General features: G+C 72.5%; 22 protein-coding genes. 10 read left to right on the plus strand and 12 right to left on the minus strand.

Annotated features, from left to right (window positions below):
- Positions 1-20 precede the first annotated feature (20 nt).
- The 4 genes from HNR13_RS15255 (at position 21) to HNR13_RS15270 (ending at position 3,672) form a co-directional block, all read left to right on the plus strand.
- A complete protein-coding gene (locus HNR13_RS15255; protein WP_179607109.1) occupies positions 21-806 on the plus strand; it encodes a crotonase/enoyl-CoA hydratase family protein in 786 nt (261 codons plus the stop codon).
- Positions 807-881: 75 nt separating this feature from the next.
- Positions 882-2,333 carry a dihydrolipoyl dehydrogenase family protein gene (locus HNR13_RS15260; RefSeq protein ID WP_179607111.1) on the plus strand — a complete coding sequence of 484 codons (1,452 nt, stop codon included), beginning with the start codon at positions 882-884 and terminating at the stop codon, positions 2,331-2,333.
- Complete coding sequence (locus HNR13_RS15265; RefSeq protein ID WP_382313465.1) at positions 2,330-2,734, plus strand: Fe-S oxidoreductase; 405 nt, start codon at positions 2,330-2,332, stop codon at positions 2,732-2,734. The genes HNR13_RS15260 and HNR13_RS15265 overlap by 4 nt, the downstream gene beginning before the upstream one ends.
- Positions 2,735-2,844: 110 nt before the next feature.
- Positions 2,845-3,672: an SDR family NAD(P)-dependent oxidoreductase gene (locus tag HNR13_RS15270; RefSeq protein WP_343063577.1), complete on the plus strand. Its 828-nt coding sequence runs from the start codon at positions 2,845-2,847 to the stop codon at positions 3,670-3,672.
- Here HNR13_RS15270 and HNR13_RS15275 read toward each other — a convergent pair.
- Positions 3,647-4,096: an SIP domain-containing protein gene (locus HNR13_RS15275; RefSeq protein ID WP_179607115.1), complete on the minus strand. Its 450-nt coding sequence runs from the start codon at positions 4,094-4,096 to the stop codon at positions 3,647-3,649. The two genes, HNR13_RS15270 and HNR13_RS15275, sit on opposite strands and share 26 nt — an antisense overlap.
- A 108-nt stretch (positions 4,097-4,204) precedes the next feature.
- Here HNR13_RS15275 and HNR13_RS15280 point away from each other — a divergent pair, with 108 nt between their 5' ends.
- On the plus strand, positions 4,205-5,275 hold the full coding sequence (locus HNR13_RS15280) for an ATP-dependent DNA ligase (RefSeq protein WP_179607117.1): 1,071 nt from the start codon (positions 4,205-4,207) through the stop codon (positions 5,273-5,275).
- 145 nt (positions 5,276-5,420) lie between these two features.
- On the opposite strand, the gene ligD is transcribed toward HNR13_RS15280, so the two are convergent.
- Complete coding sequence (gene ligD / locus HNR13_RS15285; RefSeq protein WP_179607119.1) at positions 5,421-6,440, minus strand: non-homologous end-joining DNA ligase; 1,020 nt, start codon at positions 6,438-6,440, stop codon at positions 5,421-5,423.
- Between the two features lie 173 nt (positions 6,441-6,613).
- Here ligD and HNR13_RS15290 point away from each other — a divergent pair, with 173 nt between their 5' ends.
- Both HNR13_RS15290 and HNR13_RS15295 read left to right on the plus strand, forming a co-directional pair.
- Positions 6,614-7,264 (plus strand): endonuclease/exonuclease/phosphatase family protein, encoded by a 651-nt coding sequence (locus HNR13_RS15290; protein WP_343063669.1) that lies wholly within the window; start codon positions 6,614-6,616, stop codon positions 7,262-7,264.
- 80 nt (positions 7,265-7,344) lie between these two features.
- A complete protein-coding gene (locus HNR13_RS15295) occupies positions 7,345-8,787 on the plus strand; it encodes a lipase maturation factor family protein (protein WP_179607121.1) in 1,443 nt (480 codons plus the stop codon).
- On the opposite strand, the gene HNR13_RS15300 is transcribed toward HNR13_RS15295, so the two are convergent.
- The 4 genes from HNR13_RS15300 to HNR13_RS15315 form a co-directional block, all read right to left on the minus strand.
- Positions 8,781-9,230, minus strand: a complete 450-nt coding sequence (locus HNR13_RS15300; RefSeq protein WP_179607123.1) for an HTH domain-containing protein — start codon at positions 9,228-9,230, stop codon at positions 8,781-8,783. The genes HNR13_RS15295 and HNR13_RS15300 overlap by 7 nt on opposite strands.
- Before the next feature lie 98 nt (positions 9,231-9,328).
- Entirely contained in the window at positions 9,329-9,880 is a 552-nt protein-coding gene (locus HNR13_RS15305; RefSeq protein WP_179607125.1) for a hypothetical protein, read from the minus strand.
- Positions 9,881-10,012: 132 nt separating this feature from the next.
- Positions 10,013-10,639, minus strand: a complete 627-nt coding sequence (locus HNR13_RS15310; protein WP_179607127.1) for a hypothetical protein — start codon at positions 10,637-10,639, stop codon at positions 10,013-10,015.
- Between the two features lie 90 nt (positions 10,640-10,729).
- The gene (locus HNR13_RS15315) at positions 10,730-11,125 is read right to left on the minus strand and encodes a DUF7144 family membrane protein (protein ID WP_179607129.1); all 396 of its coding nucleotides are present in this window, start codon (positions 11,123-11,125) and stop codon (positions 10,730-10,732) included.
- 114 nt (positions 11,126-11,239) lie between these two features.
- Here HNR13_RS15315 and HNR13_RS15320 point away from each other — a divergent pair, with 114 nt between their 5' ends.
- A complete protein-coding gene (locus HNR13_RS15320; protein ID WP_179607131.1) occupies positions 11,240-11,542 on the plus strand; it encodes a DUF1905 domain-containing protein in 303 nt (100 codons plus the stop codon).
- Between the two features lie 34 nt (positions 11,543-11,576).
- On the opposite strand, the gene HNR13_RS15325 is transcribed toward HNR13_RS15320, so the two are convergent.
- The 6 genes from HNR13_RS15325 to HNR13_RS15350 all read right to left on the minus strand — a co-directional run bounded on the left by HNR13_RS15325 (position 11,577) and on the right by HNR13_RS15350 (position 16,782).
- The gene (locus HNR13_RS15325; protein ID WP_179607133.1) at positions 11,577-12,506 is read right to left on the minus strand and encodes an MBL fold metallo-hydrolase; all 930 of its coding nucleotides are present in this window, start codon (positions 12,504-12,506) and stop codon (positions 11,577-11,579) included.
- Between the two features lie 73 nt (positions 12,507-12,579).
- On the minus strand, positions 12,580-13,575 hold the full coding sequence (gene gap / locus HNR13_RS15330) for a type I glyceraldehyde-3-phosphate dehydrogenase (RefSeq protein WP_179607135.1): 996 nt from the start codon (positions 13,573-13,575) through the stop codon (positions 12,580-12,582).
- Positions 13,576-13,679: 104 nt separating this feature from the next.
- Positions 13,680-14,636, minus strand: coding sequence for a helix-turn-helix domain-containing protein (locus HNR13_RS15335; protein WP_179607137.1), 957 nt, complete (start codon positions 14,634-14,636; stop codon positions 13,680-13,682).
- 48 nt (positions 14,637-14,684) lie between these two features.
- The gene (locus tag HNR13_RS15340) at positions 14,685-15,962 is read right to left on the minus strand and encodes a hypothetical protein (protein ID WP_179607139.1); all 1,278 of its coding nucleotides are present in this window, start codon (positions 15,960-15,962) and stop codon (positions 14,685-14,687) included.
- Between the two features lie 149 nt (positions 15,963-16,111).
- Positions 16,112-16,549, minus strand: a complete 438-nt coding sequence (locus HNR13_RS15345; protein ID WP_343063578.1) for a type II toxin-antitoxin system VapC family toxin — start codon at positions 16,547-16,549, stop codon at positions 16,112-16,114.
- The gene (locus HNR13_RS15350; protein WP_246312783.1) at positions 16,546-16,782 is read right to left on the minus strand and encodes a type II toxin-antitoxin system prevent-host-death family antitoxin; all 237 of its coding nucleotides are present in this window, start codon (positions 16,780-16,782) and stop codon (positions 16,546-16,548) included. The genes HNR13_RS15345 and HNR13_RS15350 overlap by 4 nt, the downstream gene beginning before the upstream one ends.
- A 140-nt stretch (positions 16,783-16,922) precedes the next feature.
- Between HNR13_RS15350 and hpaH the strand changes: the two genes are divergently transcribed.
- Complete coding sequence (gene hpaH / locus HNR13_RS15355) at positions 16,923-17,708, plus strand: 2-oxo-hept-4-ene-1,7-dioate hydratase (RefSeq protein WP_179607143.1); 786 nt, start codon at positions 16,923-16,925, stop codon at positions 17,706-17,708.
- A complete protein-coding gene (locus tag HNR13_RS15360) occupies positions 17,693-18,505 on the plus strand; it encodes an HpcH/HpaI aldolase family protein (protein ID WP_179607145.1) in 813 nt (270 codons plus the stop codon). Before hpaH ends, HNR13_RS15360 begins: the two co-directional genes overlap by 16 nt.
- Positions 18,506-18,513 lie beyond the last annotated feature (8 nt).

Genomic DNA, 18,513 nt, shown 5'->3' on the forward strand with positions numbered 1-18,513 from the left:
CCCCCGGTAGCTTGAGAGGCATGAGCGAACCGAAGATCCTGACCGAACGGCGGGGCCACCTGCTGCTGATCGGCCTGAACCGGCCCGAGAAGCGCAACGCGGCCGACTACGAGCTGCTGAACGCCCTGGCCGAGGCCTACGGCGAGCTCGACCGCGATCCGGAGCTCCGGGTGGGCGTGGTGCACGCGATCGGCGACCACTTCACCGGCGGGCTCGACCTCGCCGACGTGGGGCCGCGCATCGGCCCGGAGGGACTGTCGTTCGTCGGAGAGACGGGCGTCGACCCCTGGGGCGTGTCCGGGCCGCGGGTCCGCAAGCCGGTGGTGGTGGCGGTGCAGGGCACCTGCCTCACGCTGGGGATCGAGCTCATCCTCGCGGCGGACGTCGCGGTGGCGGCGCGCTCGACGCGCTTCGCCCAGATCGAGGTCGGGCGCGGCATCCTGCCGTTCGGCGGGGCGACCATCCGCTTCCCGCGCTCCGCCGGCTGGGGCAACGCCATGCGCTACATCCTCACGGGCGACGCGTTCGACGCGGACGAGGCGTACCGGATGGGCCTCGTGCAGGAGGTGGTCGACGACGGCGACCAGCTCGACGCCGCGCTCGCCATCGCCGGCAGGATCGCCGCCCAGGCGCCCCTGGCCGTGCAGGCCACGCTCGCCAACGCGGTCACCGCGGTGCGCGACGGCGACGCCGCCGCCGAGGCCGCGCTGCAGCCGGCGCTGGTCCGGTTGGCCGCCAGCGAGGACGCCGGCATCGGCATGCAGGCGTTCCTCACCCGCAGCACGGCGGAGTTCGTCGGCCGCTGACGGCCGAGAGCGTCGCACCGCCGGTCCACGAGCAGTCGCACGAAGTTCCAGTCGCAGGAGAACGCAGGAGGAGAGATGTCCGCAGCCACGGAGTACGACGTGATCGTCATCGGAGCAGGGACGGTCGGTGAGAACGTCGCCGACCGCGCCGCCCAGGGCGGGATGCGCACGGTGATCGTCGAGGCGGAGCTGGTCGGCGGCGAGTGCTCGTACTGGGCCTGCATTCCGTCGAAGACGCTGCTGCGATCCGCAGCCGCACTCCGGGCTGCGCAGCGGGTCGGCGGGGCCAGAGAGGCCGTCACCGGGCCGCTCGACGTGGCCGCCGTGCTCCGCCGCCGCGACTACATGACGAGCGACTGGACCGACGACGGCCAGGTGAAGTGGCTCGACGGCGCCGGCATCGACCTGGTCCGCGGCTGGGCGACGGTCTCCGGCCCGCGCGAGGTCACCGTGACGGGGCCGGACGGCGCGACCACGGTCCTGACCGCGCGGCACGCCGTCGCGGTCTGCACCGGCTCCGCGGCCGTGCTGCCCGACATCCCTGGTCTGCGCGACAGCGAGCCGTGGACGAGCCGCGACGCCACCAGCGTGCAGCGCGTTCCCGTCTCGCTCGCGATCCTCGGCGGCGGCACGGTCGGCACGGAGATGGCGACCGCCTATGCGGGCTTCGGCACCGAGGTTCACCTGATCGCCCGCAGCGGGCTGCTCGGCGGCGCGGAGCCGTTCGCCGGCGAGCGCGTGACCGCCGGACTGAAGGAGCTCGGCGCGCACGTCCACCTCGGCGTCACGACCGAGTCCGTCGAGCGGACGGACGACGACGGGTTCCGCATCCGGCTCGGCGACGGGTCGGTGGTCGAGACCGACGAGCTGCTTGTCGCGACCGGCCGCCTCCCCCGCACCTCCGGGCTCGGTCTCGAGGCGTTCGGCCTGGAGGACGGCGGCTGGCTGACCGTCGACGACAGCATGCGGGTGCTCGACGCGGCCGGAGAGCCGGTGGACGGCGGCTGGCTGTATGCCGCGGGCGACGTCAACCACCGTGCGCTCCTGACGCACCAGGGCAAGTACCAGGCCCGCGCGGCGGGAGACGCGATCGCCGCCCGGGCGAAGGGCCGTGAGGTCTCGCTGGCGCCCTGGGGGGCGTTCGTCGCGACCGCCGACCACCAGGCCGTCCCCCAGGTCACCTTCACCGAACCGGAGGTCGCGTCCGTGGGGCTCACGGCCGCCGCGGCGGACAAGGCTGGCTACCGGATCCGCGTGGTGGACTACCCGATCGGCTCCGTGAGCGGCGCCTACGTGCTCGCCGACGACTACGACGGCATGGCGCGCATGGTCGTCGACGAGGACCGCGGCGTCGTCCTGGGCGCGACCTTCGTCGGTCAGGACGTGGGAGAGCTCCTGCACTCCGCGACGATCGCGATCGTCGGGGAGGTGCCGCTGCAGCGGCTCTGGCACGCGGTGCCGTCCTACCCCACGGTCAGCGAGGTCTGGCTGCGGCTGCTCGAGACCTACGGCAGGCCGGCGGAGTGACGGCGCCCACAGCGGAGCCGGAACGCCCGGCAGCGGCGCGCGGGCTCACCGTGCTGTTCCTCGACTCCCCGATCAGCCGGCTCGGCTACCTGTACGCGACCGCGGTCGGCCTGGTCTGGGGCTTCGTCTGGAGCACCGGCAGGGTCGAGCGGCGGGCGGGCCTGTTCGTGTTCCGCGGCATGCCCCGGCGCACCTTCGGCCGCGGCGGCTCCTGCGTCGGCGCGTGCTACCTCACCGACCGGAACGTCAGCGACGACGTGCTCGAGCACGAAGCCGTGCACAAGCGGCAGTGGCAGCGCTACGGGATGCTCTTCCCGTTCCTCTACCTCCTGGCGGGACGCGACCCGCTGCGCAACCGATTCGAAATCGAGGCGGGCCTCGAGAAGGGCGGCTACCGATGAGCCGGGAAGCGGACCCCGAACCGACGCGCCCCGAAGCCGCGCGTCCGACATCGTTGCGCCCGGCATCCTCCGGCCCCGCATCCTCTGGCCCGGCGCGGCGCACCGTGATCGTGACGGGAGCCAGCTCGGGCATCGGCGAGGTAGCGGCGGCACGGCTGGCCGCGGCCGGGGACGACGTCGCGGTGGTGGGCCGCGATCCCGAGCGCACACGGGCCGTGGCCGAGCGCATCGGGGCGACGGCCTTCCTCGCCGACTTCGAGCGGCTGGACGACGTGCGCGCCCTCGCGGACGCCCTCCTCCAGCGCTACGAGCACATCGACGTCCTCGCCAACAACGCGGGCGGGCTGTACCACGAGCGACGCGTCACGGTGGACGGGCACGAGCGCACCATCCAGCTCAACCACCTCGCGCCCTTCCTGCTCACCCACCTGCTCCGGCCGCGCCTCGAGGAGACGGCCGCGTCGGGCCGGGACGTCCGCGTCGTGTCGACGGCCAGCATGGCCAACCTGTTCGGGCGCCTCCGGCTGGACGACCTGGACTGGGAGCGGCGGCGCTGGCGCGGCGGCTGGCGGGCGTACGGCACGGCCAAGATCGCGACCATCCTGTTCGCGGTCGAGCTCGCGGAGCGGCTGACCGGCACGGGCGTGACGGCCTACTCGTTCCACCCCGGCACCGTCGTGACCCGGTTCGGCTCCAGCTCGCCGCTCATCCGGTTCGGCGGCGCGGTCACCGGGGGCCGGTACGGCGTCACGCCGGAGGCGGGCGCCGCTCCGCTCGAACGGCTCGCCGGCCCGGTGCCGGTCGGGGCGCCGAGCGGGACCTACTTCGACCGGTTCACGGCCAACGGCCGGGTCAGCGCCCAGGCCAAGGACCCCCAGCTCGGCCGCGACCTGTGGGCGCTGAGCGAGGGGCTCATGGGAGTCGCGGTGCGGGGCTGATCGCGGCCGCGTCCATGCCGGCCTCGTCGACCAGGAGCTCGCGCACGTCGGTCTCCAGCGACCAGGACCCGGTCACGATCGCGCGCGTGCGGCCGGGGCCGTCGCACAGCATCTCGGCGCTCCAGGCGCGGACCGCGCGCACGGCGGCCTCGCCCGGCGCGCAGCGCGCCGCCGTCCCCGGCCGGCCGGAGCGCTGAGCGCGCACCAGCCAGGTGACCGTCATCCGGATCGGCGCGGTCAGCGGCACGATCGCGCTCTGCTCGGCGACCTCCACGAACACGCGGCCGCGCGCGCAGAGCGGCAACAGGGCGAGCTCGGCCTCCAGCTCGGCCAGCGACGTCTCGTCGCCGACGACCAGGAACTGGACGCGGTCGTCGTTGTGCGCGGTCGATGCGGTGTGGGTGGCGTGGTCGGGGCGGTACATGGCTGTTCGATTATAGGCGAGGCTTACCTAACCCCCGCCGGGAGCAGGGCGCCGCACCGGGACGCCGCCGCCCTTCCGGTCGGCCCCCGCTCACGGCATGATCGAGACATGCGTCCGACCTCCGAGTCCCCTGTCGCCCCGATGCTCGCCAAGGCGGTCCCCGCCGTGCCCGACCAGGACAGCGTGCCGGGCGGGCTGAGCTTCGAGCCGAAATGGGACGGCTTCCGCGCCATCGTCTACGCCGACGACGCCGGCGACGGCACCATCGGCGCCGTCGAGATCGGCAGCCGCGGGTCCAAGATGCTCACCCGCTACTTCCCGGAACTGGTCGCGGCGTTCCGCGAGCTGCTGCCCGGTCCGTGCGTCCTGGACGGCGAGATCGTGGTGCCGACCGGCGAGCCCGGCGCGCAGCGGCTCGACTGGGAGGCCCTGTCGCAGCGCATCCACCCGGCCGCCAGCCGGGTGAAGCTGCTCTCCGAGCAGACCCCGGCCACCTTCGTCGCGTTCGACCTGCTCGCGCTCGGCGCCGACTCCTACCTGGACCGCCCGTTCGCGGAGCGGCGGGCGGCGCTGGAGGAGTTCGCCGGCGCCCTCCCCGACCCCATCAAGGTCACCCGCACCACCGTCGACACCGAGCGCGCCCGCCGGTGGCTGGTCGAGTTCGAGGGCGCAGGGCTCGACGGCGTGGTCGCGAAGCCGCTGGACGGCGTCTACGCGCCCAACAAGCGGACCATGCTCAAGATCAAGCACCACCGCACGGCCGACGTGGTCGTGCTCGGCTACCGGGTGCACAAGAGCGGCCAGGGCGTCGGCTCGCTCCTGGTCGGGCTCTACGGCGAGGACGGCGTGCTGCGCAACGTGGGCGGCGTCTCCGCGTTCAGCGACAAGGTGCGGCTCCAGCTCGTCGACGACCTGGCGCCGCTGGTCGAGCGCGACGACAGCGGCGCCGCGGTGACCGGCGAGACCGAGCGCAGCCGGTTCTCGGCCAGCAAGGAGGTCTCGTTCGTGCGCCTGCGCCCGGAGCGGGTCATGGAGGTGCGCTACGACCAGATGGAGGGCTGGCGCTTCCGGCACACCGCGCAGTTCGAGCGCTGGCGCCCCGACCGCGACGCGGCCTCCTGCACCTACGACCAGCTCGACCGCCCCATCGCTTACGACCTCGCCGACGTCATGTCCTGACCCCGCCCCCACCCACCCGCAACCTCGCGAGTACGCACAAATTCAGCCGGAAACCGTCGAGTACGCAGATTATCGACGTACTCGGCTGTTTCCGGCTGATTCTCTGCGTACTCGGCGGGTCGGCGGGTCGGCGGGTGCGGGGAGGTCACGGCTTTTTGGCTCGGCTGGGCTGGACGCGTGGGGGCTCGCCGGGCATCTTGGGGTAGTCGGGCGGGAAGGGCAGCTCGCCGAGGCCGTTGTCGAGGTCGCGCTGCCACCACTCCAGCAGGGCGTCGATCGTGCCGGGGCGCTCGCCGAAGTCCTGCCACGGGTCTCCCGTGCCGCGCAGGCGCTCCGGGACGCTGCGCACCGTGAAGTCGCGCGGGTCGACCTCCGGGAGCTCGTCCCAGGTCACCGGCGTGGAGACCGGCGCGTGGGCCAGCGCCCGTGGGCTGTACGCTCCCGCCATCGTGCGGTCGCGGTTGGCCTGGTTGAAGTCGACGAACACCTTCTCGCCGCGCTCCTCCTTCCACCACGCCGTGGTCACCCGATCGGGCATCCGCCGCTCCAGCTCGCGCGCCGCCGCAATGACGGCGTGCCGGACGTCCAGGAACTCCCGCTTCGGCTCGATCGGCGCGAAGACGTGCAGGCCGCGGTTGCCCGAGGTCTTGATGTACGCCTCCAGCCCGGCCTCCGACAGCACGGAGCGCAGCTCGATCGCGGCGGGGATCGCATCGGTGAAGTCCGTGCCCGGCTGCGGGTCGAGGTCGATGCGGAGCTGGTCCGGGTTGTCGGAGTCCTCCGCCCGCGACGGCCACGGGTGGAAGACCACCGTGTTCATCTGCGCCGCCCACACGGCGGCCGCGGGCTCGTCAATCACCAGCTGCGGGTGCGACCGGGCGCTCGGGTAGACGACCATGACCGAGCGCACGTAGTCCGGCGTGCCGCGCGGCGGGTTCTTGGAGAAGAACTGCTCGCCGTCGATCCCGTCCGGGAAACGCTGCAGCGACAGCGGCCGGTCGCCGTTGGCCCGGACAAAGGCCTCCCCCACCTCGACGAGGTAGTTCGCCAGGTCGAGCTTGGTGATGCCGAGCTCGGGGTAGAGCACCCTGCCCGGGCTGGAGATGCGCACCTCGCGCTCGCCGTGCGGACCGGGGACCCGGAGGGTGACTGCGTCGCCTGCCATGCGACCACCGTACCGGCCCAACGGGCGATGACCAGGGTGTGAATTCCGTGTGGGATACGATCGGTCCTCGTTGTGCAGCATGATGGTTGGGCCACAATGAGCGGTGACCGGGTGTTGCCCGGCGACGTTACGACGCGAGGAGGTGCGGGGCCCTGAGGATCATCAGCTACAACCTGCGCAAGCACGCCGCCGGTCACGAACTCGAGGACATCGCCAAGACGTACGACGCCGACGCGCTGTGTCTGCAGGAGTGCGACAGCGAGGCGCTCGCGCCCCGCCTGCACGACCTCCAGCTCGCCGACACCACCAAGGCCAACCGGCTCGGGCTCGCCGTCTACGTGCGCGACGAGCGCTGGGAGGTGCTGGACACACAGGTCTTCGCCGTGCAGAAGTCCCTCCACGACCGGGTCCTCGCCCCCGCCAACGAGCGGCTGCTCGCAGCGCTGCTGCGCGACCGCGACTCCGGGGAGCGCGTGCTGCTCGGATCGTTCCACGCCGCACCGCTCACGGCCTCCAACTCGCTGCGCCGCAAGCAGATCGCCGCCGCCCACGAAGGGATGCGGTCGCTCGCGCCGGAGACACCCGCGATCATGGTCGGCGACTTCAACTACCCGTGGTTCATCCGCGGCCTGGAGCGGCATCTGACCACGTCCGGCTACACGCTCAAGCGCAGCGACGAGCCGACCTACCTGCGGTACAAGTTCTTCAGCGGGTACTTCGACTTCGTGACCTCCACCGGCTTCGACGTGGACCGGGTGGACGTGCTCCCCGCCGGCGCGTCGGACCACCGGGCCATCCGGTTGGACGCGGAGCTGGCGGCCTAGCCTCCCCTCCATCAGGGAAGCGGCCGACCGGGCCGATCCGGCGTTCGCCCTCCGCCGCGGCGAGCGTACCGTGAGGTCCGATGGACGCGTTGGGCTGGCTGGCCGGGACCGACTACACGATCGCGCGCGAGATCCTGCAGCGCGGGGTCGCGGCACTCTACGTCGTGGCGTTCCTCTCGGCCGTCGCGCAGTTCCCCGCCCTCCTCGGCGAGCACGGCCTCCTGCCCGCGCCGCGCTTCCTGCGGCTGACCTACGCCAGGCGCCAGCCGACGCTGTTCCGGTGGCGGTACTCCGACCGGCTGCTGCTCGCCGTCGCCTGGACCGGAGCCGTCCTGGCCGCCCTGGTCGTCGTCGGGGTGCTGCAGCTCGCCCCGTCCTACGTGTTCGTGCCGGTCTTCCTCGTGATCTGGTTCCTGTACCTCTCCATCGTGAACATCGGGCAGACCTTCTACGGCTTCGGCTGGGAGAGCCTGATCTGCGAGGCCGGCTTCACCGTCGCCTTCCTCGGCGCCTGGGACACCGCTCCCCCGATCACGATCGTCTTCCTGCTGCGCTGGCTGGTGTTCCGGCTGGAGTTCGGCGCCGGGATGATCAAGATGCGCGGCGACCGCTCCTGGCGCGACCTGACCGCGCTGTACTACCACCACGAGACCCAGCCGATGCCGAACCCGCTCTCCCGGACCGCGCACCTGCTGCCGAGGTGGTGGCATCGCGTGGAGGTGCTGGGCAACCACTTCGCACAGCTCGTCGTTCCGTGGCTGCTGTTCCTCCCGCAGCCGGTGGCGAGCGCCGCTGCCGCGGTCGTCATTCTCACCCAGCTCTGGCTGGTGGCGACCGGCAACTTCGCCTGGCTGAACTGGATCACCATCGTGCTGGCCTTCGCGGGCGTCAGCGACGGCGCGTGGCGCTGGATCAGCGGCGGCGCGATCCACGGCGGCATCGGCGCGGCGGAGGTGCCGCTCTGGTACGCGGTCGTCGCGCTGCTGGTGAGCGCGTTCCTGGTGGCGCTCAGCTGGTGGCCCCTGCGGAACCTGTTCCGCCGCCGGCAGCTGATGAACGCGAGCTTCAACCGCTGGCACCTGGTCAACGCCTACGGCGCGTTCGGGAGCGTCACCAAGGAGCGCTACGAGGTGGTGGTGGAGGGCACGGCCGACGACCCGCACGCCGCCGGCGCCGAGTGGCGCGAGTACGGCTTCAAGGGCAAGCCGGGCGACGTGCGGCGGCTGCCGCGGCAGTACGCGCCGTACCATCTGCGGCTGGACTGGCTGATGTGGTTCCTCGCGCTGGGCTCGCGGGACTCGCCGTGGTTCGAGGTGTTCCTGCTGCGCCTGCTGGAGGCGGACCGGCCGACGCTCCGGCTGCTCCGCGAGGACCCGTTCGGCGGGGAGGCTCCGCGCTCGGTGCGGGCGCGGATGTTCCTGTACCGCTTCGCCACGCGCGCCGAGAAGCGCGCGACCGGGGACCGCTGGGTGCGCACCGAGGTCGGGACGCTGGTGCCGCCGGTCGCGCTGCGGGGTCAATAGGGTCGGGCATTAGCGATTGCGAGGCTCAGATAGGAGGCCCGGACAGCAAGCGGATACTTCCGCTCGGGAGCCACCGCCGCCGGATCGACGAGACAGGCCTCGATGTCATCCAGGTTCGTACCGGTGAGCAGGGCAAGGTTGAGTGTCGTCAGCTTGAACTCGATGGTCAGCCCTTCGAGAATCGCCTTCAGGCGTTCGTCGTCTCCGATCTCCATCCCCTGGATCAGTTGCGCTGCAAGAACCGATAAGCGAGTGCTTTCGTCACTTGAGAGCGGGAACGCCGCCGCTGACATCCCCACCTCGTAACGATTCGACTCCGCGAGGACTGCCCCAAGGCGTTCCCCGGCGATTCCTGTGATCGCCTCCAGCGCGGTCTCTGAGACGCGGCCCTGCGCGACGATGCGCCGCAGCTCGGCCACGGTGTTGAAGCTCGTTCCGCCCATCGATGATTCCCTTCCCGCGTCGCCCTCGCACCGCGCACCCGGTGCCGCTCGAACACGCTGTGCGTGCTCCGATTCACGCACGCGATGCCAGGGTTTCGCTAGTTCTTGAACGTCGTGTAGATCGGCATGGTCTTGGCAACGGCCGCGCCCAGAAGGAATGCCGTGCCTTCGAGAACGCCGCTGTATGTGTGGCCGCGCAAGTTGCTGGTGGGGACGGAGCCGGAGAATCCGACGACCGGGCTCCTACCCCCAGATCCGCCGTGGGAGATGTCAGTCACCGTGAAGACTCCCACGAAGGTCGTCACCGGGATGGACATCGCGATTCCATAGCGGAACGCACCATTCGAACCGGTGACTGTCAGCGTTCCTGCGTTGCCGCTGAACACAGCGCGCGACAAGGTCCCAGCAGCAGCTTCGTCCGGAGCGATCCGCTCCATACCGACCGTGACCGTCTCACCCTCCGCGAAGGTGATGGTCTCGCCGCCGATGGTGAGCTCATAGCTCGACTCCGCAACCTCGGCCGCGTTCGCTGGGGGCGCCGTGGCCCCGATCGCGAAGATAGCCGCGACGACGGCAATGACGACGACCGAGACTCCGCGTGTGGGCCGGGGTGCAGTCGCGTGCGTACCGACAGTGGTTGATTCACTCATGCTGGCTCCTCGTTGAGATCCGAACCGATGAAACGATTTCATGGCGACTCTAACCACATCCATCTCAAATATCTCAACCGGGCGATGGAGCAGATCTGTCTTCAGGGGCGCGGTTCCCGAGAGACGCGAGCGTCAGTACCCGGTGCGCTCCTCTTGCAGCCGGGCCAGGTCGCGCCAGATCAGCAGCTTGAGCCTCGCCGGCTTCTCCCGCTCGTAGTCGGCCTTCAGCGCCTCGACGCCGGAGAACGCGTCCAGCCCCGCCTCGATCGCGCGGCCGACCTCGTCCCAGGCGTCCACCCGGCCGCGCTCGACCAGGGCCAGCAGCTCGTCCTCCGAGTCCGCCTTGGCCCGCAGCGCGCTCGCCAGCGCGACCGCCGCGTCCCTGCGCAGCCGCAGGTTCGCCACGTCGACGTCGCGGTAGTCGTGCGGGTGGGTCGCGTCGCCGCGCAGGCCCTGGGCGACCTCCAGATCCGCGTCGATCCGGCCGGCGGCCTCCCCCTGTTCGGAGGCGAGCTCGCGCAGCAGGTGCGCCGCCTCGCCGGTGTGCCGGGCGGGGTCGAAGTCGTTGCCGTACTGCAGGGTGTCCACCACGATGTGGTTCTTGACGGCCATCCGGGTGGCGTATTCCGCCAGGAGCATACCTTCCTCGACCGTCTGCTCCAGCGTGGGCGCGGCGGTCTCCGGCAGGGCGTCCTCGTCGAAGGGACGCGTGCGCACGGTCTTCTCCGTGCGCTTCCTCAGCCAGTTCGGCCAGCGCATGGCCACAGCCTTTCGGGTCGGTCGGGGACGCCGGGCTTCGGCGCCACCTCCCATTCTGTCCGATCGCGCCGACAGCCCGGCGCGACGGGCTCAGCCGCGGCTCGCGAAGAAGGTGTTGGCGCGCTGCGTGTAAAGCAGCGACAGGATGACCACGGCCCAGAGGATCTCGAGGATCCCGCTGAAGAACTGCAGGCTGAACAGCAGGATCACGCCGCTGACCGCGTTGAGGATCATGACGACCGTGACCAGTCCGCGCGCGAACCGGCTGCCGCTCAGGAGGCCGCGGGCGACGATCAGGACCACGATGCCCAGGATGATCGAGAGGATGGCCGAGGTGGTGATCCCGGCGACCGCGCCCGCGTCCGACGCGCGCACCATCTGGTCGCGGGTGAAGAGGATGACCACCCCGCCGATGATGCCGAGGACTCCGTCGATGTAGGTGAGCACGGCGACGAACGTCACGGAGCCGGGACGGGTGGCTGGCATGGGTCCTCCTCACAGTTGCTGCGAGGATAGCGCCGGAGGCCGCGCGCCGGGCAGGGGCATCGTGCGTCGGTCGCGCGCCCGGCGGATGTCGGGAGGCCGTGGCAGGCTGGGGTCATGGCCGGTGTGCGCTACGAGTTCGAGACGGAGCTGTTCCGCTGGGAGGCGCGGCGCGACCTGTGGGTGTTCGCCCGGCTTCCCGACGACGTGTCGGAGGAGATCCGGCTGCAGCCGCATCCGCCCGCCGGCTGGGGCTCGGTCAAAGTGATGGTGACGCTCGGCGGGTCGCGCTGGTCGACCTCGGTGTTCCCGGAGAGCGCCGACGGCGCCTACGTGGTGGCGATCAAGGGCGACGTCCGCCGGCGCGAGGGCGTCGGCCTCGGGGACCGGGTGCTGCTGGGCGTGGAGACGTTGCTGTAGGCGACGGCACGGTCTCGGCGACGGCACCGGCCGTTCACGCCGCGCGGGCGACGAACTCGCGGTGCTGCGCGGTCTGCCGCAGCGCGGAGAGCAGGGTGAAGCCGGCGAGGGCGTCCCAGCCTGAAGTCCAGGTCAGCGTGCGCGCGGTCTCCCACACCGTGCCGCCCGGATGCGCGGCGACCTCCTCCGCACGGCGGAGGTGGTGGGCGGCCAGGGCGGCGCAGCGCTCGCGCAGCCCGGTGAACGGGTCCTCGTGGCCGGGGAGGGCGCGGAGCCCGTCGCGGTCCAGGCGCGCGACGCGGTCGAGCGAGGCGAGGTAGTCGGCGATCGGGTTGGTCGTGGTCGGCCCGCCGAGCCCCAGGCCGGAGTTGACGGTCGGCAGCACGTGGTCGCCGGTGAGCAGCAGGCCGGCCTCCTCGTCGTGCAGGCACAGGTGTCCGCCGGTGTGGCCGGGCGTGCCGACGACGCGGATCCTCCGGCCGGGGAGCGCCAGCAGCTCGCCGTCGGTCAGCACGCCGGTCAGCACCGAGTCCACCAGTTCCGCGGCGGGCCCCGTGGGCACCGCGGCCGCCGCCAGCAGTTCCGGCCGGCGCTCCGGCGGGACACCCCACGCGTCGAGGTCCGGCGCGGGGAGACCTGCGGCGATCAGCCCGAGCGCCGCCCGCTCCCGGTCGTGGACGAGGACGGACGCGCCGGTCTCCGCCGCCAGCGCCGCGGCGCCGCCGGCGTGGTCGGGGTGCAGATGCGTGATCACGATCGCCGCGACCGACGCAGCGCCGAGGGACTCGCGCAGCGTCGCCCGAGCCGCCCGCGTCGGCGACCCGGGATCGACCACGTGGACCCGGCCGTCGGCGTCGTCGATCAGATAGGCGTTGCTGAACGGCAGGCCGGTGCCGGGCGGCATCGGGACGCGCACCCGGCGCACACCTGGCGCGATGGTCTCGGTGGCGGAAGTCGACGGCATCCCCTCACGCTACTGGAGACGCGGAACGGACCGCGCCCCGGCGAGGGACGCGGTCCGTTCGGGAGGACAGCTGTCAGCCGGCGAGCAGCCCGAGGGTGTCGACGACACGGTTCGAGAAGCCCCACTCGTTGTCGTACCAGGCGACGACCTTGACGTGGCGGCCGTCCACCCGGGTCAGCGCGGAGTCGAAGATCGAAGACGCCGGGTTGCCGGTGATGTCGGACGAGACCAGAGCGTCGTCGGAGTACTCCAGGATGCCGGCGAGCTTCCCCTCGGCGGCGGCGCGGTACGCGGCCAGCACGTCGTCGCGGGTGACGTCGCGCGAGACCGTGGTGTTCAGCTCCACGATCGAGCCGACCGGGACCGGCACGCGGATCGAGTCGCCGGACAGCTTGCCGTCGAGGTTCGGGAGGACGAGGCCGATCGCCTTGGCGGCGCCGGTCGTGGTCGGCACGATGTTCACGGCGGCGGCACGGGCGCGGCGCGGGTCGCGGTGCGGGCCGTCCTGCAGGTTCTGCTCCTGCGTGTAGGCGTGGACGGTGGTCATGAAGCCGTGCTCGATGCCGGCCAGCTCGTCCAGGACCGCGGCGAGCGGCGCGAGGGCGTTCGTGGTGCAGGACGCGTTCGAGACGATGGTGTGCACGGCCGCGTCGTAGGCGTCGGTGTTCACGCCGTACGCCAGCGTGACGTCCGCGCCGTCGGCGGGGGCGCTGATCAGCACCTTCTTCGCGCCGGCCTCCAGGTGGGCGCGCGCGGCGGTGGCGGAGGTGAACCGGCCGGTGGACTCGAGCACGATGTCCACGCCGAGCTCGCCCCACGGCAGCTGGGCGGGCTCGCGCTCGGCGAGCACGCGGATGCGGCGGCCGTCGACCACGAGCACGTCGCCGTCGACGGAGACGGGACGGCCGAGACGTCCGGCGGTGGAGTCGAAGGCGAGGAGCTTGGCGAGGGCGGCGGGCTCGGTCAGATCGTTGACGGCCACGACCTCCAGGTCGCTGTCGCGCTCCAGGAGGGCGCGGAGCACGTTGCGGCCGATGCGGCCGAATCCGTTGATGGCGATGCGGGTCATGCGGAGGGGATCCTTTCGTTCCCTCCCAGCCTCGCCGCCGCAGTCTCGGGCCGACAGGGGCGTGATCGCCACGGTTCGAAAGGATCCCGCCAGGGCAGTGCGGCTCAGCCGGCGTCGCCGCTGAAGGTGCGCCGGTACTCGCTCGGCGTCGTGCCGAGGATGCGCTGGAAGTGCAGTCGCAGGTTGGCGCCGGTGCCGAGCCCGACATCCGCGGCGATCTGCTCGACGCTCAGCTCCGAGCGCTCCAGCAGCTCGCGCGCGACGTCGATGCGCGCCCGCATCACCCACTGCATGGGCGTGTAGCCGGTGTCCTCCACGAAGCGGCGCGAGAAGGTGCGCGGCGAGACCGCCGCACGGCGGGAGAGCACCTCCAGCGTCAGCGGGTCCCCCAGCCGGTGCAGCGCCCACTCCCGCACCGCGGCGAACCGCTCGCCGAGCGGTTCCGGGACGCTGCGCGGCACGTACTGCGCCTGCCCGCCGCTGCGGTAGGGCGCCGCGACCAGCCGCCGGGCGGCGTGGTTGGCGGCGGCGATGCCGAGGTCGCCGCGCAGGATGTGCAGGCAGAGGTCGATGCCGCTGGCCGCTCCCGCCGACGTCAGCACGTCGCCCTCGTCGACGAACAGGACGTTCTCGTCCACCCGGATCCGCGGGTGGCGCTGCGCGAGGGCGCGCGTGTAGTGCCAGTGCGTGGTGGCGCGCTTGCCGTCCAGGAGGCCGGTCGCCGCGAGCGCGAACGCGCCCGTCGAGATCGCCGCCAGCCGGGCGCCGCGCGCGTGCGCGGCGAGCAGGGCCTCCACCACCGCGGGCGGCGGATCGTCGCGGTCGGGGTGGCGGTAGCCCGGCAGGAAGACGATGTCCGCCCAGCCGAGCGCCTCCAGCCCGTGCGCCACGTGGTACGACAGGCCGTCGCCGCCGGTCACCAGCCCGGGCGCGGCGCCGCAGACGCGGACCTCGTACGGCATGCTCGCGCGTGTGGTGAAGACCTGCGCGGGGATGCCGACGTCCAGCGGCTTGGCCCCCTCCAGGACGAGGACGGCGACGCGGTTCAGGCGGTCGGACACGGTTTCAGGCTAGCGCCGGCCGGTCGGCGACGCGGTCGCCCGCGGCGCTCAGGCGCGGAGCCGGCGGCGCAGCACCAGCAGCAGAGCGCCGGCCGCGACCAGGAGCACCGCGGCCGTGGCTCCCGCCGGCGCCCACGTCGCGGCGGTCGATCCGGTGTCGGCGAGCTGGGGGCCTCCGGCGACCGCGGCCGGGATGACGACGGTCACGGCGCTCGTGCTCGCGACGACGGAGCCCGCCACCACGGTCTGCACCGGGAACGATCCGGCGGCCTGGCCGGCGGCGACCGTGAATGTCACGGTGGCGGCGCCCGAGGCGTCGGTGGTCCCGCTCGCGACGGTCGCTCCGGCGAAGGTCTCGGTGAAGGGGATGTTCGACGGCAGTCCGCTCACCTGCACGGTGACCGTGTCGCCGGGCTTGACGGTGGTGGCAGCGGTCGTCGCCTTCGGCGTGAACGACCAGGTGAACGTCACGGTGCCGGAGCCGGTCCCCGCTGCGGCAGCGGAAGCCGTCAGCCCGGTCGCGAGGAAGCCGGAGCCGCCGCCGCCCGGGGCCACGACGTCGACGGGGCTGTCGCCGTTCGGGACGTTGCGCATGATCGCGCCGCCGCCCCCGCCGGCGTACCCGGCTCCGCCGGAGCCGGCGTGGTGGGTGGTCGCGCCGATCGTGAGCGAGCCGCCCGCGCCGCCCGCGACCGCCGCGGTCCCGCTCGGCGCGGCGCCCGGAACGCCCGGCGCGTCGCCGGCGCCCGCTGCGCCGGCCGCCGCGGAGCCGCCTCCGCCGTTGGCGGCCAGCGTCCCGAACGCCGTGCCTGCGCCGCCCGCCGTGACGCCGGCCGTGGTGGGCGAGCCGCCCGCGCCGCCCGGGTAGGTGGCGAAGATCTGGCCCGGCAGGTCGAGGAGGCCGGCGTAGCCGCCGCCCCCTCCGCCGCCGGCGATCGCGACGAGGCTGCCTCCGGAGGTGAGCTGGCTGGCGCTGCCGGTCCCGGCGGCGCCGACCGTGACGCTGAAAGTGCGCCCCGCGTACGCGGCGCCGAGGGCGATTGTCGCGCTGCCGCCCGCGCCGCCCACGGCGGTCGGGTCGGCGGTGATCGCGAGCGGCGCCGGGGCGCCCGAAGCGCCGACGATCGTCGCGGTGAGGCTGGTGGCCGCGGGCGGAGCCGTGAAGGTCGCGGTGCCCGCGGTGTCGAAGACGGCCGTGCAACCGGTGACGCAGGTGGCGGGCGAGGCGCTGTTCGCCAGCGCGGGGGTCCCCGCGAGCGCGACGGCGCCGACGGCGAGCAGGAGGCCGGAGAGGTACGGGAGCGAGCGGGACGGGCGACGGCGCACGGTGGTCCTTCGGGTGGGGCGCGCGGGTCCGCGCCGGTTCGGGTGATCCCGGACGAGCCGGGAGGTGAGCACAGCCTAGCGGCGCGCGCCCACCGGCCGCTCACCGCACGGGTGTCCACCAGCCGCCGGAGGACATCCGCAGCCGCCGGCTATGACGTCGCGGCTTTCGCGAGCCGGGTGATCCACGGGTTGAACGTCCGGACGCGGAACGGCTCGAAGTCGCGCGAGTTGCGCGTGACCACGGTGAGGTTGCCCACCTCCGCGGTCGCAGCGATCAGGGCGTCCCGCTCGGGCCGCGGATCCGGCACGTGGTAGCCGGCGGCGAGGCCCGCGACCTCCCCGTCGACGGGCAGGATGCGATCGGAGAAGACCATCATCACATCGTCCTGCCATCGTCGCAGCACGATCCCCTGCGCCGGGTCGATGCGCTCCGTGCGCTGAATGCCGACCTCGAGCTCGAAGATGGTGATCGCCGAGATGTGGAGCGAGTACGGGTTCTGGCGTTCGAGCCACCGGATGACGTCCGGGTCCTCGCGATCGGGCCGTCGGGTCGCCGACAGCGTCATGGTGTCGAGCAGCCACTTCACAGGTCGATCTCCCTCGACCCGAGGACCATGGGCGGGAACTCGGCCTCGAAATCGCCCTCGTCATCCTGTCGCAGAAGGTCGACGATGTTGTCGAGCTCCCCCATCAGCTCGCGATACTGCGTGTACGTCAGGAGCACGAACGAGGGCGTGCCGCGGTCGGTGATGATCAGCGGCTCGCGCGCCGCCGCCCGTTTCGCGGCCGAGGCGTCCTGGTTGAAGGCTCGCGCCGTCATGACTGCCATCTGTTTCCCCCCTGTAGTTACGTAGGTACGAATATATCACAGCGCAGCCCGGTTGGATGATATACGATCCTGAACGGGCTCATCCCGGGCCCGGATGACGCCCTCCTACCGACGACGACAGGGAGCCGCCGATGCTCGACACCACCACCATCCAGGCGATCGCGGACGAGCTCGCGAACGCCGAACGGGAGCGCGCCACCGTGCCGCTGCTGACGGCCAGGCACCCGGGCATGACCGTGGAGGACTCCTACGCCGTGCAGCGGGTCTGGGTCGAGCGCGGGCTCGCCGCCGGGCGCCGGCTGGTCGGCCGCAAGATCGGGCTGACGTCGAAGGTGATGCAGCAGGCGACCGGGATCACCGAGCCCGACTACGGCGCGATCTTCGCCGACATGGTGTACGAGACCGGCTCCGTCATCCCGTTCGACCAGTACTCGAACGTGCGCATCGAGGTCGAGCTGGCGTTCGTGCTCGCCGAGCCGCTGCAGGGGCCGGACGTCACGCTGTTCGACGTGCTGGGCGCGACGAAGTACGTGGTCCCCGCTCTGGAGATCCTGAGCTCCCGCATCGAGCTGCAGGGCCGCACCATCGTGGACACCATCTCCGACAACGCGGCGATGGGCGGCATGGTCGTCGGCGGCCGGCCGGTCGCGGTCGACGCGATCGACCTGCGCTGGGTGTCCGCGCTGCTCTACCGCAACGAGACCATCGAGGAGTCCGGCGTCGCCGCCGCCGTGCTCGACCACCCCGCCGCCGGAGTCGCCTGGCTCGCGAACAAGCTCGCCCAGCACGGCACCCGCCTGGAGGCCGGCGACATCGTCCTGGCCGGCTCGTTCACCCGCCCGCTGTGGGTGGAGCGCGGCGACACCATCCACGCCGACTACGGGACCCTGGGAGCCGTGACATGCCGATTCGCCTGACCCCCGACGCCACCTTTGCCGACCGCCTGCGCGGAGCCGACCGCACCCTGTACGGGATCTGGTCGTGCGCGGGCAGCGCGCTCGTCGCGGAGATCTGCGCCGGCAGCGGGCTGGACATCCTCCTGATCGACGGCGAGCACTCCCCCGTCGGCCTGGAGTCGATCCTCGCGCAGCTGCAGGCGGCCGCCGCCTACCCGGTCGTGCCGGTCGTGCGCGCCCCGATCGGCGACCCGGTGCTCCTCAAGCAGCTCCTCGACCTCGGCGCGCAGAACGTGCTCGTGCCGATGGTCTCCAGCGTGGAGGACGCCGAGGCGACGGTGCGGGCCGTGCGCTACCCGCCGCTCGGCGTCCGCGGCGTCGGCAGCGCGCTGGCGCGGTCATCGCGGTGGAGCCGCATCCCGGACTACCTGGCGCGCGCCCACGAGCTGGTCTCGCTGACCGTGCAGATCGAGACGGTGGAGGGGCTCGCCGCCGCGGCCGGCATCGCGGCGGTGGAGGGCGTCGACGCCCTGCTCGTCGGGCCGGCGGACCTCGCGGCGTCGCTGGGGCTGCTCGGGCAGCAGGACCACCCGGACGTGGTCGCCGCCGTCGAGAGCGTCATCCGGGCCGGCCGGGCCGCGGGCACCCCGGTCGGTGTCAACGCCTTCGACCCGGCGATGGCCGCCCGCTACGCCGAGGCCGGCGCGGCCTATGTGCTGGTCGGCAGCGATGTGACGCTGCTCGCTCGCGCCTCGGAGGGCCTCGCGACGCGGTTCATCGGCGACGGATCGGCGGGTCCGGCCCCGGCCTCCTACTGACCCCTTCC

Source organism: Leifsonia shinshuensis, assembly GCF_013410375.1.
Lineage (GTDB): Bacteria > Actinomycetota > Actinomycetes > Actinomycetales > Microbacteriaceae > Leifsonia > Leifsonia shinshuensis.

Coding starts and splice junctions, on each gene's coding strand:
- HNR13_RS15255 (WP_179607109.1), top strand. CDS start 21: ATGAGCGAACCGAAGATCCTGACCGAACGGCGGGGCCACCTGCTGCTG.
- HNR13_RS15260 (WP_179607111.1), top strand. CDS start 882: ATGTCCGCAGCCACGGAGTACGACGTGATCGTCATCGGAGCAGGGACG.
- HNR13_RS15275 (WP_179607115.1), bottom strand. CDS start 4,096: ATGTACCGCCCCGACCACGCCACCCACACCGCATCGACCGCGCACAAC.
- HNR13_RS15280 (WP_179607117.1), top strand. CDS start 4,205: ATGCGTCCGACCTCCGAGTCCCCTGTCGCCCCGATGCTCGCCAAGGCG.
- ligD (WP_179607119.1), bottom strand. CDS start 6,440: ATGGCAGGCGACGCAGTCACCCTCCGGGTCCCCGGTCCGCACGGCGAG.
- HNR13_RS15295 (WP_179607121.1), top strand. CDS start 7,345: ATGGACGCGTTGGGCTGGCTGGCCGGGACCGACTACACGATCGCGCGC.
- HNR13_RS15300 (WP_179607123.1), bottom strand. CDS start 9,230: ATGGGCGGAACGAGCTTCAACACCGTGGCCGAGCTGCGGCGCATCGTC.
- HNR13_RS15305 (WP_179607125.1), bottom strand. CDS start 9,880: ATGAGTGAATCAACCACTGTCGGTACGCACGCGACTGCACCCCGGCCC.
- HNR13_RS15310 (WP_179607127.1), bottom strand. CDS start 10,639: ATGCGCTGGCCGAACTGGCTGAGGAAGCGCACGGAGAAGACCGTGCGC.
- HNR13_RS15315 (WP_179607129.1), bottom strand. CDS start 11,125: ATGCCAGCCACCCGTCCCGGCTCCGTGACGTTCGTCGCCGTGCTCACC.
- HNR13_RS15320 (WP_179607131.1), top strand. CDS start 11,240: ATGGCCGGTGTGCGCTACGAGTTCGAGACGGAGCTGTTCCGCTGGGAG.
- HNR13_RS15325 (WP_179607133.1), bottom strand. CDS start 12,506: ATGCCGTCGACTTCCGCCACCGAGACCATCGCGCCAGGTGTGCGCCGG.
- gap (WP_179607135.1), bottom strand. CDS start 13,575: ATGACCCGCATCGCCATCAACGGATTCGGCCGCATCGGCCGCAACGTG.
- HNR13_RS15350 (WP_246312783.1), bottom strand. CDS start 16,782: ATGACGGCGCGAGCCTTCAACCAGGACGCCTCGGCCGCGAAACGGGCG.
- hpaH (WP_179607143.1), top strand. CDS start 16,923: ATGCTCGACACCACCACCATCCAGGCGATCGCGGACGAGCTCGCGAAC.
- HNR13_RS15360 (WP_179607145.1), top strand. CDS start 17,693: ATGCCGATTCGCCTGACCCCCGACGCCACCTTTGCCGACCGCCTGCGC.